Origin of the sequence: Chitinophaga sp. S165, assembly GCF_003182155.1 — a bacterium.
Taxonomy (GTDB): domain Bacteria; phylum Bacteroidota; class Bacteroidia; order Chitinophagales; family Chitinophagaceae; genus Chitinophaga.
Genome location: NZ_QGTG01000002.1, coordinates 1233836 through 1247032 on the forward strand (window position 1 = coordinate 1233836; position 13197 = coordinate 1247032).

General features: G+C 42.1%; 14 protein-coding genes. 11 read left to right on the plus strand and 3 right to left on the minus strand.

What is annotated here, in order from left to right:
* Positions 1-26 precede the first annotated feature (26 nt).
* Complete coding sequence (locus C7475_RS13240) at positions 27-821, minus strand: SDR family oxidoreductase (protein ID WP_110053813.1); 795 nt, start codon at positions 819-821, stop codon at positions 27-29.
* A 127-nt stretch (positions 822-948) separates the two neighbouring features.
* Here C7475_RS13240 and C7475_RS13245 point away from each other — a divergent pair, with 127 nt between their 5' ends.
* From C7475_RS13245 to C7475_RS13265, 5 genes are all read left to right on the plus strand, one after another.
* Positions 949-1314 carry a helix-turn-helix domain-containing protein gene (locus C7475_RS13245; protein ID WP_110053814.1) on the plus strand — a complete coding sequence of 122 codons (366 nt, stop codon included), beginning with the start codon at positions 949-951 and terminating at the stop codon, positions 1312-1314.
* Between the two features lie 136 nt (positions 1315-1450).
* Positions 1451-2113 carry an NAD-dependent epimerase/dehydratase family protein gene (locus C7475_RS13250; RefSeq protein ID WP_110053815.1) on the plus strand — a complete coding sequence of 221 codons (663 nt, stop codon included), beginning with the start codon at positions 1451-1453 and terminating at the stop codon, positions 2111-2113.
* Positions 2114-2285: 172 nt separating this feature from the next.
* Complete coding sequence (locus C7475_RS13255; protein WP_110053816.1) at positions 2286-2519, plus strand: thioredoxin family protein; 234 nt, start codon at positions 2286-2288, stop codon at positions 2517-2519.
* Positions 2520-2610: 91 nt separating this feature from the next.
* Positions 2611-2871 (plus strand): DUF2024 family protein, encoded by a 261-nt coding sequence (locus C7475_RS13260; RefSeq protein WP_110053817.1) that lies wholly within the window; start codon positions 2611-2613, stop codon positions 2869-2871.
* 14 nt (positions 2872-2885) lie between these two features.
* Positions 2886-3494, plus strand: coding sequence for a MarR family winged helix-turn-helix transcriptional regulator (locus C7475_RS13265; protein ID WP_110053818.1), 609 nt, complete (start codon positions 2886-2888; stop codon positions 3492-3494).
* Positions 3495-3575: 81 nt separating this feature from the next.
* Here the strand turns inward: C7475_RS13265 and C7475_RS13270 are convergent, their stop codons facing one another.
* Positions 3576-4988 carry a PLP-dependent aminotransferase family protein gene (locus C7475_RS13270; RefSeq protein WP_110053819.1) on the minus strand — a complete coding sequence of 471 codons (1413 nt, stop codon included), beginning with the start codon at positions 4986-4988 and terminating at the stop codon, positions 3576-3578.
* Positions 4989-5088: 100 nt separating this feature from the next.
* On the opposite strand from C7475_RS13270, the gene C7475_RS13275 reads away from it, so the two are divergent.
* From C7475_RS13275 to C7475_RS13285, 3 genes are all read left to right on the plus strand, one after another.
* On the plus strand, positions 5089-5598 hold the full coding sequence (locus C7475_RS13275; protein ID WP_110053820.1) for a cupin domain-containing protein: 510 nt from the start codon (positions 5089-5091) through the stop codon (positions 5596-5598).
* 51 nt (positions 5599-5649) lie between these two features.
* On the plus strand, positions 5650-6543 hold the full coding sequence (locus C7475_RS13280; RefSeq protein WP_110053821.1) for a dihydrodipicolinate synthase family protein: 894 nt from the start codon (positions 5650-5652) through the stop codon (positions 6541-6543).
* Positions 6544-6696: 153 nt separating this feature from the next.
* Entirely contained in the window at positions 6697-8196 is a 1500-nt protein-coding gene (locus C7475_RS13285) for a serine hydrolase domain-containing protein (RefSeq protein WP_110053822.1), read from the plus strand.
* A gap of 65 nt (positions 8197-8261) precedes the next feature.
* On the opposite strand, the gene C7475_RS13290 is transcribed toward C7475_RS13285, so the two are convergent.
* A complete protein-coding gene (locus C7475_RS13290) occupies positions 8262-9020 on the minus strand; it encodes a hypothetical protein (RefSeq protein WP_146217540.1) in 759 nt (252 codons plus the stop codon).
* Between the two features lie 536 nt (positions 9021-9556).
* On the opposite strand from C7475_RS13290, the gene C7475_RS13295 reads away from it, so the two are divergent.
* The 3 genes from C7475_RS13295 (at position 9557) to C7475_RS13305 (ending at position 13196) form a co-directional block, all read left to right on the plus strand.
* Positions 9557-10789, plus strand: a complete 1233-nt coding sequence (locus C7475_RS13295; RefSeq protein WP_110053824.1) for a hypothetical protein — start codon at positions 9557-9559, stop codon at positions 10787-10789.
* Positions 10790-10809: 20 nt separating this feature from the next.
* Entirely contained in the window at positions 10810-11610 is an 801-nt protein-coding gene (locus tag C7475_RS13300; protein ID WP_199236217.1) for an alpha-ketoglutarate-dependent dioxygenase AlkB, read from the plus strand.
* Between the two features lie 437 nt (positions 11611-12047).
* Positions 12048-13196 (plus strand): taurine catabolism dioxygenase TauD, encoded by a 1149-nt coding sequence (locus C7475_RS13305; protein ID WP_110053826.1) that lies wholly within the window; start codon positions 12048-12050, stop codon positions 13194-13196.
* Position 13197: the final 1 nt, after the last annotated feature.

A 13197-nucleotide genomic window follows, 5' to 3' on the forward strand; every position in this document is an offset into this window, starting at 1 on the left:
AGTGAGGTTTACAACTGTTAATGCAATTAAATAGTGGGAATGGTACCACCATCTATGACATATTCTGTTCCGGTGAGATAACCTGCCCTGGGAGAAACAAGAAATCCTACAAATTCAGCTACTTCCTCGGGCTTTGCAGGTCTGCCAATAGGAATACCGCCTAAGGCGTCCATTACGCTCTGTGTGGCCTCTTCTATCGTACTATTTGAGCTTTGTGCAATACGTTCCATCATCCGGGTAGAAGATGTGGTCATAATCCATCCCGGAGATACCGTTAGCACCCGTACGCCTTTGGGTGAAACTTCATTCGACAAACTTTTACTGTAATTGATCAGACCAGCTTTTGCTGCCGCATAAGGCAGCGTCGAATCGTATAGTGGCAGCGTGCCCTGAATAGATGCGATATGAATGATAACGCCAGCGCCCCTTTCGATCATTCCTGGCAGAAATCCTTTGTCGAGCCTCACAGGGGCCAGGAGGTTTGACTGAAGTGTACTGATCCAGTCTTCATCTGCCAATACGTTAAAACCTCCGCCGGGCGTTTCAGAGCCACCGAGATTATTTACAAGGATATCCAGTTTGTTGTACACTGTTAATACTTCGCTGATCACTTTTTGTGTGCCTTCTACTGTACTCAGATCGGCAGGAATGAAATGAAACTTATCATTTGCATCTTCCGGCTGTTTCCTTGCCGTAATGATAACTGTTGCTCCCGCTTGCAGCAGGCGTTCAGCTATAGCCTTTCCCGCGCCCTTTGTACCGCCTGTTACGAGTGCTGTTTTGCCTGCCAGTTCATTGTTGAAATTAAATTGCTGTTCCATTTGCTGAATGATTTGAATACAAAATTCGGGGGTATGATACTCGCAGACAAGTACGGGGGATCGAATCGCATAGGGATAAATTTCACCCATATTGTCACTTTTGTAACATTGGGTTAAATTTGACACTATGTACGAGAGAAAGATTCCTTTAACGCTGAATTGCGGGCTTGACCTGATTGCCGAGGTGTTATACGGCAAGTGGAAGATCCGTTTGTTATGGTTCATTAACGAGGGACATAAACGCCCAAGCGAATTACTGCGAAAAATTCCCGACGCATCAAGAAGAGTGCTCAACGTTCAGTTAAATGAATTGGAAGAGCATGGGCTGATCACAAAGATCATCTACCCACAGGCGCCTCCAAAAGTAGAATACAGCTTAACAGCATTTGGTCAGACGCTGATACCTGTGATCGGTGAGTTGGGCCGCTGGGGAGATAAACATTCAGATCACCTGCGGGCAGTTATTTTGAAGCGAATGGAGCAAAGCTCGTGATGACAAATGGATCGTTCGTTTAGCAGACTTCCAAATATGAACGGCTTTGGACCTTTCAACACAGTAAACTTGAACGTTTCAACAACGCTGGTAAGTAATTTTATACCGACTTTTACATTGTAAAAACGTTATTTCAATGGGACTTAATATAGTCATCACAGGTGTGACAGGCATGGTAGGCGAAGGTGTTTTGTTAGAATGTCTGCAAAACAAAAATATAGATAAGATACTGTCAGTAAGCCGTAAGCCTGCTGAATGGAAACATCCTAAACTACAGGAACTGATGGTAACTGACTTTATGCAGCTTGATGCTTTCAGAGAACAATTTAAAGGGTTTGACGCCTGCTTTTATTGTGCTGGAATCAGTTCTGTGGGATTGAATGAGGATCAATATACGAAGATCACTTACGACATCACATTGCATATGGCGGGCGAATTGAAAGAAATGAACCCTGATCTTATTTTCAATTTTGTTTCAGGTGGACATACTGATAGTTCAGAACAGGGAAAAGTGATGTGGGCAAGAGTAAAAGGCAGAACAGAAAATGCATTGTCAAAACTATTCCCCGGAAGGGAATACAATTTCCGCCCGGGATTGATGAAACCTGTGAAAGAACAAAAGCATGTGAAAGGCAATAATAAATACATTAAAGTGCTTTTTCCGTTATTGAATCTTTTCTTCCCGTCGTGTGATATCCGGGATATTGGAAAGGCTATGATAAATGCTACTATCAACGGATATTCCAAGAACATACTGGAGGTGAAAGACATTAAAGAACTAGCAGCGAAAGGTAGCTGACGGGTAAACACATTTTGTAAAAAGCGGCGCAGGCATAACATGTCTGCGTCGCTTTTTTGTTAGCTATAAAACCAGTTTATAGCTGCAAAAAATAAAACTGGATTACCTGCGTGTTAGGAGTCCTGACTAGGTTTGCAGTGACAATAACGTCGAAACCTTAAAAGTTAAAGAAATGGAAAAGTCAATCTTCTATCATGCAGGATGTCCGGTGTGTGTAAGTGCTGAACAAGATATTATAAGCCTGATTGGTGAGCCTAATGTTGAGGTAGTTCATCTAGGTGAAGATAGGAGCCGCATCAGCGAAGCTGAGAAGGCAGGTATCAAGTCAGTGCCGGCATTAGTTACACCGAACGGCAATGTATTACACATCAACTTCGGAGCGTCCATAGCTGACGTAAAAGGATAAATATGAGCGCCGCAAGGCTGTATAAAGTAAATAATCTTTAACCGGGACAGGTCTTCTTTGCGTTGGCCTGTCCTTTCTAAAACTTAATAAAATGAAAGTAGCGGTCTGGGATACATATGTAGTAAAGAGGAATGGCGAAACAATGCATTTTGATATCATTGTTCCGGATGATATTAAGGACGAAGCAGTAGTTCATAATATGGGTAAAGACTACCTGTCAACAAAGGATCAGCAAGGGCAGCCTTTGACGGCGCGGGAGTGCAGGTTATGTCATCAGGAAGTGGCGTCTCCGGAAATGGTGTCGGGTATAGCGCAAAAAGGCTATTATATTATTGAAATGGAGGGGTGTTAATAAACACGGGGCAAATGAAAAGGATGGCGGATACTTCTGTAGATGAAAAGATCGTTGAGGCGCTTGAACGGATCTCGCAGGCAGTGAGGGTCCTGGCCTGGAAGGCAGGGACAGTACTTCAGTTGAATCCGATACAGATGCAGATCCTGGTATTCCTTCTAAAGCACGAACATGTGAATAATAAGATCACCAGTCTTGCGAAGGAGTTCAATATTTCCAAAGCAAGTATAAGTGATTCTGTCAATGCGCTTGAACAGAAAGAGCTGATCTGCAAAAAATATATGATCGAAGATGTGAGGAATTTTAATGTTCATCTGACAGCTAAAGGAAGAAATGTAGCCGATGAAGCAGCGTTGTATACACGGGATCTGTCTGCCTCTATTGCCTCACTGCCAGCCAACGATAAGGGCCAGCTATTTTCAGTTGTGGGTAAAATTATATTTGATCTTCATACACGCGGAGTTATTCCTGTTCAGCGTATGTGCCGTGCCTGCAAGTATTTAGAGACAGATGGGGAAAAGCATTATTGCAGATTGCTTGAGAGAGCGCTCAATACAGACCAGTTCCAGATCGACTGTTGTGATCATGAAGTAGCAACAGGGCTGATTAACGACCGTGATTAAGATTTATCCGCATACAATGAAGCGGAATTAGTATAAGGGGAGCAAAACCTGGATAACCTGCAGTGTGTCCAGGTTTCTTTGTTACAGTAATAGGGAAAGGGCTTTCACGCCTTGTTCCAGCTGACTTTCATTAAGAGATGCATAACCCAGGCGCAAACCATTCACAGGGTCGCCAAAGCTGAATTCCCGCGGTGATATTATTTGTACGCCTTTCTTCATCAACTCCTTTGAAATATTGTCAGGGTCTACCGGTCTTTTGGGTTTAAGCCAGAACGCAAGCCCTCCTTCAGGTTTATGAAAATGAACTTTGTCAACCAGGTGTTCATTGATCAGCGTTTCAAAAAGATCTCTTTTATTTCTATAAAGGAGAGTCGCCTTTTTCAAATGCCTTTTAATGTGGCCGTCGTTTATCAATTGCAAGATGGCTTGTGCCATTATGTTGTCGCCCTGAACATCAATTATTTTTCTCAGCTGACTTATCTTATTGATCAGTGCCTGCGAGGATGCGAGATAACCGATACGCAATGCAGGCGCCACAATCTTACTCATAGTCCCTATGTAAACATAATTTTCTACGTTCTCGAAACTGCTCACCGGAAGAATAGGACGCTGTCCAAAATGAAATTCATTATCGTAGTCGTCTTCGATGATGGTGAATCCGTATTTGTTGGACAGAGCAATAAGCTCCAGGCGTCTTTGCAGGCTTAATGTAACTGTTGTCGGGAACTGATGATGAGGCGTGATGTATATCGCCTTAATTGACTTGTATCGGCGCAGGTATGCCTTCACATCATCAATGATGATACCGTCAGCATCGACTCCAACTGGTAGTAAAGAGGCGCCTGCATTTTCAAAAGCAAGCCAGGCGGGTTTATACCCTGGGTTCTCAACGATCACCCGATCGCCGGGCTGCAGCAGGCAATGTGCTGACAGATACATTGCCATTTGACTGCCTCGTGTAATAAAGATCTCATCAGGAGATAGCCGCATGCCTCTCTTGTAATTCAGCATTTGAACGATGGCGCTTCTGAAGGTGTGATCGCCGGAGCTATGACTGTATCCCATTAACTGCCATCTGCCCTTCTGATTAAATATCTGGCGGTAGGCACCTGCGAGTTCGGTAATTGGTGCTATTCTGGTATCAGGAAGTCCGTCGTCAAAAACGATCTCTGGTTTGGTAGCCAGCGCTTTTTTAAGCGGTTCCTGTACATCACGTTTGGCCGCGCTGAATGTTGGCAGACTGTCGGCCACAAAGGTGCCTTTTCTTTCTTTTGATACGAGCCATTCTTCTGCAAGCAACACGTCTAAGGCCTCAATAATTGTATTGCGGTTTACCTTAAGTTTAGTGGCCAGCTGACGGCTGCCTGGCAACGCATCACCACTATTTAGTTTTCCTGCCTTTATAGCGCTGATTATCGCATCAGCGATCTGTATGTATACCGGACGCTCACAGTCCGTATTAATAATGATTTGAAGATCCCATGGTCTAAGCATAGCTGGACTACCTGATTATGTATTTTCTGTACCATCAGGCTAGTCCAAAGCTACTATATTTTTGTATGGTAATAATGCAAAAACATCAAAAGTTTCAATCATGGCTAATACAACAATTGATCCGGTAGGAACAGCAACCAAAGCATCCAAAGAGGAAGCACAAACTCAGTTCAGTTCAAAAGATTTCCATCAGACTTTTGCAAGGCCACAGTATCAGAAGCCTTCATATCTTATACACAGGGATGTTGAAAAAGCAGGTGAGCATAATCAATTTTCAACCGAACGTAAACATCCGGTATTCTTTGTTGACCTGCCCAGCAAGAATGTAAGTATGACTATTGGCGGACTGTTGCCAGGACAGCTAACGAACAGGCACCGTCATACTTATGAAACTGTTTTGTATGTACTGGAAGGGAAAGGTTATACAGAAATAGAAGGAGAAAAAGTTGAGTGGCAGAAGGGCGATGCCGTGTATATCCCTTCGTGGGCATGGCACAGGCACCAGAACCTGAGTGATGCTGAACCGGCAAAATATATTGCCTGTGAGAATGCTCCACAACTACAGAACCTGGGTGTTGCACTTCGTGAAGAAGAAGGCAGAGATCTATAAATTCCGGAAGTCCGCGGATGCGGACTTTTTATAACCTAAAAAATTGCTTGAATGAAAGATATTCCATTTAAAGGGATCATTGCGTACCCTATTACTCCATTCGATGAGAATGAAAAGGTAGACATACCACTTTTCAGAAAATTGGTAGAGCGACTGGTTATAGCTGGTTCCCATAGTGTAGCCCCATTGGGAAGCACGGGTGTGTTGCCATACCTCGCAGACGCGGAAAAGGAAGCTATTACAGAAGCTACAATTCAACAGGTTGCAGGGCGTGTTCCTACGCTGGTAGGGGTATCGAACCTTACGACAGAGCGAACGGTCTATCATGCCAGATTCGCTGAGAAGGCAGGAGCAACGGCGGTCATGATCATTCCGATGAGTTACTGGAAACTGACGGACGATGAGATTGTGAAACACTATGATGCGGTGGCGTCTAAGATATCAATTCCCATCATGGCTTATAATAATCCGGCAACGGGAGGAGTAGATATGTCGCCCGCATTATTGAAGCGGTTATTGGCGATACCTAACGTCACGATGATCAAAGAAAGCACTGGCGATGTGCAGCGGATGCATTATTTAAAGCGGGAATTAGGTGAAGAGGTAGCGTTTTATAATGGCTCGAATCCTTTGGCATTAGCTGCATTTGCGGCAGGTGCCAATGGATGGTGTACTGCGGCGCCAAATCTGATACCGGAATTAAATGTTAGTCTGTATGAGGCAATTAAAAGCAACAATCTGGAAAAGGCACAAGACATATTCCTTCAGCAGATAGATCTCCTGAAGTTCATTGTTGCCAAAGGGTTACCGAGGGCTATTAAGGCAGGATTAAACATTTTAGGAGAGGATGGAGGTCATCTGAGAACGCCGCTTCAGCCATTGACCTATGCTGAAATAGAAGAACTGAAGGGAATACTTGAGAGAACGGATGTATTGGTAAAATAGACAGAAGGGTACTGAACGCGTGCAGGTCCAACGCCTGCACGCTTTAGCTATGTGGCTGCTAATTGAAAATAAGGAGTTTTATAATCAGATATTTACTTCAAAGTTTGCAAATGCTGTTCTTTTTTGCTCTTTTTGTTCCGCTAATTCTATTTCATGAAACGATCTGTTTTCACCCTGATATTAACTGCGGCATTAATAAAAGTAAATGCGCAGGCCCCTGATACCCGTCTGGACAGTTTTTATACAACATTGGCGAATGAGGGGCGATTGAATGGCAATGTGCTTGTATCTGAGAAAGGGCAAATTGTATATCAGCATTCATTCGGCTATGCCGATTTTGAAAATAAGCGTTTAAATACGCCGGAGACAGCTTTTCAACTGGCTTCGTTGTCAAAGCCTTTTACGGCAATTGCTGTTCTGCAGTTGGCTGACAAGGAAAAGTTAAACCTTGATGAAAACGTTAGCCGGTATTTGCCATCATTTCCTTATCCAACCATGACTATATCGCAATTGCTGTCACATAGTTCTGGTCTTTCAGATCAGGAGCTGGGGCGCAGTTTGGCTGACTATGAGAAGCAGCTGGGGCATCGTCACAACAACGCGGAACTTCTTCAGTTCCTGGCGGAGCGTAAGTTAAAGGCTAAATTATCGCCCGGCGAAAAATGGTGGTATTGTAATCTTGGATACGAAGTGCTCGCAGACTTAGTTGAAAAGGTATCGGGAGAAACATTCGGGGAATATATCCGAAAGAATATTACTGTGCCGGCAGGAATGAAACATACCTATCTGCTTTTGTTGCCAGGAGATCGGCAATCTTACCAGGCAAGGAATTATGATTATCCTAAACGATATTCAGCTGAGCGGCAGCGTGTAGATCAGACAGGGATGGACTATACGGAAAGGGCTTTTGGGCATAGCAATATTGTTAGTACCTGCCAGGACCTGTTTAAGCTGAGTGAAGCTTTTTTTGCCGGTAAACTGGTGCAGCCTACTACTGTTAAACGTGCACTGACAGGAACCAGCCTTGCCAATGGACAGCCCAATGCCGTGTGGTTGAATATTGGTGGTCTGGGTACAACTGTCGATGGATTGGGTTGGTTTATTTTTACAGGTGAAGCGATGAAAGACCAGGTATTTCATGCGGGGGGAATGTCGGGAGCGGTGACAATATTGCTTCATGACATTAAGAAGCAGCAAACTGTTATCATTCTCGATAATACAGGTAGTGAGGCCATCTATAAGAATGCTCAGAATGGTTTGCGCATTCTGAATGATCAACCGGTGCAGTATACAAAGCGCAATCTGGCGAGGTTATATGTACGCAGGTTAATGGCCGGGGGCACAGATGCGGCAGCCAGTCTGTTGCTGGCTAACGAGGCCGACACTGCCCATTTCCTGCTGCCTGAAAGTGACATGAACAGTCTAGGTTATGCGCTGCTGGAGGATCAGTATCGTGTGCAGGCACTGGAAGTTTTTAAAATGAACTGCCTGCTGTTTCCGGGGAGTGATAATGCGTTTAATAGCTATGCAGAGGCACTTGAGCAAAGTGGGCAGGTTAAGCTGGCAGAAGAAATGTATGATAGATCTGTGCAGCTTAATAGAGCGAATGAGGGGTCCCAAAAAGCGCTAAAGAGATTGCGGAGCGGAAGATAATAGTATTGTAATAGAAAAGCGGCTACTCGATATATTGAGTAGCCGCTTTTCTATTAAGTAAAGAATTATAATTTAGAATCAACCTTACGGGTGATCTTATCTAATTTTTCTTCCAGTTCGCCTATCAGTCTCTGAGAAGCATCTTCACACAGCGGCAGTACTTTGTCGAATGATGTTACCGGGATACCGCCCACCATTGCAACTTGTTTCTTGGAAGTAGCGTATTCAGAAATGCTGAATACTTTCTTCGCTTCTTTGTTATACAGCGTCAGGTGAATAGTTGCTTTCATACCACAGGTACCCATACCGGCGAAACCTTTCTTAGGAACGAATTCATAATCCATCCAAACAAACATTACACCGTCAGATTCAGGGAATACTTCCAGCAATTTGTTCTGGTTACGGTTTTCGCTTTTCTGCAGAAAACCACCTGGGTATATAGTTTTGTAACCTGGAGGATTAAGTTCACGGCCAGACATCAAAACTACGATACCAGAAGAGCTGGTGTCGTAAGCCTTGTATGTTTCGTTTTTGATAACGTAATCTTCCGGCATCAGTTCAAAAGGGAATTTCTTAGCGAAACCGTTGAAGAAATTGGAATAGAACGTTTCCAGTACTGGTTGCAGGTTGAAATTAGGATTGTCAGCGAGGTCGGTCACTCTGGACGCCAGCTGCGCGTTACCATCGCCTAATCCGATTTGTTTGCTAACGAAGAAAGTTACTACAGCTACTTTCTTTTTTGCATCCTGTGCAGACACACGCACAGTGGTTAGAGAGAGAATGGCAAACATAGCCATTACAAAGCCAATTTTTCTAGCTTTCATAGTCAAAGGGATATTGATAATTGAATATTTAAGGGTATTACTGAGTTTTAAATTGTCCCAGGGTTATAATGTTGTGTACTAAGTTTTCTAGTGCGGTGCAAATATACGAACAAAATATTCATATGATAAAAAAATAGTTCGTGTGGTTTTGGGAAGGGATACAGGTTTGGTTCTTAAAAAGGCTGGCAGGGTTTGTAAGGATTGATCCGGATGGTGTTATTTTAACATAGTGGTGTAAAATAAGCACTTATATGACGAAAAGCCGCTGTAGTAGAGAAGTAAGCATGCTGTATATGTGGAGTTAAGGTGGACTTGAGGTGGACTTGATATGGTGATGGGGATGATAAAATAGTATAAGAAATGGAAGCTTCAGTAGATTGTCTGGTACCTGGTATTAAGATCGGTCTAACTTTATCGGACTTCCTTTCCTGTTAACAGAACATAAATAGCAGTACAACAGAAATCACTATACGTTAACTGAATTATACCTCTAAAATACTAATTTTAATCATCCGAAGATTAAAAACCTGATACCTATGAATACCGCACAAATGGAAAATAGCATTTCTAAAGAGAGAAATGTGCTTGTTGTTTTGCAGGAAGAAAAAGAGATAAATTCAGAAGCCCGCTATTTGATCGACAAGTTCTGCGGGAAGGTAGTAAATAGCTTTTCTGAAATTCAGAACAATACGGGCGACAGAAGAATTTATGTATGTGGAGACATCTCCGGAATCAAAGAAGATGTTGGCCCTTTGTACATTATTAAAGAACTATCCAATAATTACGAGAATTATAATAAACCTGATGCCCGCCTTATCACACTCGGTGAAGTTCCCATTATCATCAGCAATGCCGGTGTATATTTCAGAAGATTATTTACTGGCAATGATTACTTCGGTAAGATTAAATCCGAGCACGCATTTCAGGAATTAACCGAGTCCAATAAGCCATCTAAAGCTTTTAGAAAAGGCATATACTTAACCAAAGTTGAGAAAGAGGAAAATGAAGATGGAAATGAAGTACTGCATTATCGTCTTTTAAGATGTTCAAGTAATTTAACCGGGCCAACTGATAATTTCCGGACCACTGATCATGAGATCATTGATGCTTTGAATGATGCAGTCAGATATGTTTTTGAATATAAAACGGACCTGAATCATGTGTTGGCACAGATCTATGAGAACAGAATGAAAGATGAGAGTACAGAGAAGGAGGTGAAGTCGAGAATAAAAGCGCATTCTGATAAAACGAAGGATATGCCGAAAGAAGGACTTATTGTCTTTTGCACCTTTTATGATAACGCGAATGCGGAGCAATTGAAGCTGTCACTGACAGATAGATATGACAGGTGTTATAAAGAAGTTAGTGGTTTCACAAGGCTTCATTTTAAATTGAAGAATACAGTTGATGATGAATCGTTGGAAAAGGAATTCAGTGTCACGCTATATCCCAATTCGGTGTTTATGATCCCGCTTTCTACAAACAGATTATACACGCATGAGATCAGGCCATCTATGCTGAATGCAGATAAGATTCCGACAAGGATGGGCTATGTAGTGCGTTGTTCTAATATGGAGGCGCAGTATATGAATGATCAGGCTTACATTAAGGAGAATGGCAGTTTCTTCAAGCTGGAGAAGATGACACCGGAAACACAGGAAGAGCTAAGGAGTTTTTACTATGAGGAAAATAGAACAGAAAAGATGGTTGAGTACGGGAAGATTCATTTCAGTATGAATGCCGGTGATTATGAGAAACCAATATTTTAATATAGACTTTTGATAAAGATATGATGAGTAGTGCGGAATTTCATAAGATCACACTTGACTTAAAGACAAACTTATTCGATGAGTTATTGCGTGCAACAGACTTTGAGCCAATCGCGAAAGGCAGGATCGGTAATCACCTGGTAAACGTGGAAGATAATGGTATACCGATTGTAAGAACTACTACAAAGTATAATATACCGGCCAATAATTTTGCTGCGATTCACCATCTGCTTGTTGAACGTATTAATGATACTATCAGAGGGAATAACCAGGATGGGATACCTGCACAGCATTTTAATAATGCCCTAATAGAGGTCTATGACGCTAACTATTATAAAATGAATTATCATTCAGATCAAAACCTGGATCTTGATAATGATTCATATATAGGACTCTTCTCATGCTATGAAAGACCAGATGAACTTTCCGAACAACATATAAGAAAACTGAAGATAAAAAATAAAGAGAGTGATGAGGAGTCTGAACATTCATTAACGCATAATTCCGTAATGTTGTTTTCGTTAACAACCAATACAAAATTCCTGCATAAAATTGTATTGGATGCTGCTCCAAATCCGAAACAATCAGCATCAGATAATAGATGGCTGGGCATTACATTCCGTACATCGAAAACATATATCCGGTTTGAGAACAATTTGCCTTATTTCTCCAATGGGAAACTACTGGAATTAGCGAATAAGGAACAGGAGGCTGAGTTTTACAAGCTTCGCGGGGAAGAGAACAGGGACATGAACTTTGTTTATCCTGACCTTACGTATACTGTAAATGCGGCTGATATAATGATGCCTAAGAACAGTTAAAAGTTATAATTAGCCGAAAATAAATAACGACCGTACCAGGAGCAGTGATTATCAATGTTAAAACTTTTATCTTTTATTTGCATTGCAGAGATTGAAAAAAAGATGTATTATTGTATAAGTAGTTACCCCATTAAACTTTTTAAAATAGTCATGCGAAAAAGTAATATTTGTAATATTCCGTTTTAGCTGTTTAAATCCAAAAAATAATATTGTTACCCTGAAAACCGCCACCAGATGTAATTTCCTTATTGCGTAAAATGTTTTCCGCTTTTGATCGTCTCACTCAACCGAGATGATGCAAATTTGTGACGCTTAGTTAATCCGATAAGCATTTTAACATTAGAAGACTTTCTTGCATGTTGTTATAAGTAACAACGTATTGGAAAACCTTATTTATTAAATTTTCGGCCCTCAACATTGACGTAAAAATTTATTGAATGAAACCCTTAGACGTAACACCCACAATTAGCCCTGGAGTTCAGGAGCCTATGCGCTTAAAGCATTTTACTGCTGAACCGCCTTTACAACCCATGATAGTAGATATCACGGAAGAAGAGAAACTGGAAATAACTTATATCGGGAAGAAACTCAAACGAAAGTATAAGAGTTATGACAATCCCGATTTCATCTCGATGCTTCACTTAAATGCGTTTACACTGCTACCAGAGCGTATCGCAAAGGTGCTTAGTAATTTCGGGACAGACTTTTCAGATCAGCATTACGGTGCTGTCGTATTGCGCGGCTTAGTAGAAATAGGCCAGGATGAATTAGGCCCCACGCCGCGTTCCTGGCAGGAAACCGACTATGAAAAAATTATGGAGTATGGCTTCATTTCATCACTGTTACACGGAGCCGTACCATCGAAACCTGTTGAGTATTTTGCTCAGAGAAAAGGCGGAGGATTAATGCATGCCATTATTCCTGATGAGAATATGAGCTACACACAAACGGGATCAGGCTCGCGTATTGATCTGTTTGTACATACAGAAGATGCTTTCCTGCACAATGCAGCAGATTTCCTGAGTTTCCTTTTTCTGCGCAATGAAGAACGGGTACCTTCTTCTTTGTATTCCATCCGCTCTCATGGCAGGCCAGATGCCATATTACAAGAGCTTTTCAAACCTATCTATAAATGCCCGAAAGATGCCAATTACGCGTCAGACGAAGCAATAGGAGACGATACCCGTACTTCCGTCTTATATGGCAGCAGATCGGCTCCTTTTATGCGTTTTGATGCGGCAGAACAGATATACAATGAAGACGCCAATCAGGACCCTGAGGCATTACATAATCTGAAACGCTTTTGGGAAGAGGCCCGTGAACTGATATATAATGATTTCATTCCGGAGTCAGGAGATCTGATCTTTGTGAACAATCATCTATGTGCGCATGGGCGTAATGCATTCCTTGCCGGCTTCAAAGAAGAAAACGGTCAGCTGGTGAAATGTGAACGCCGTCTTATGTTGCGTATGATGAGTAAGACAAGTCTGATTAACATCCGTGAAGTGACCCACCCCGAAAATCCTTATCTCATCATGGAAGAGCACTACGGTAAGTTATATAGCTCTCACCTTGCAAACCTTTAAT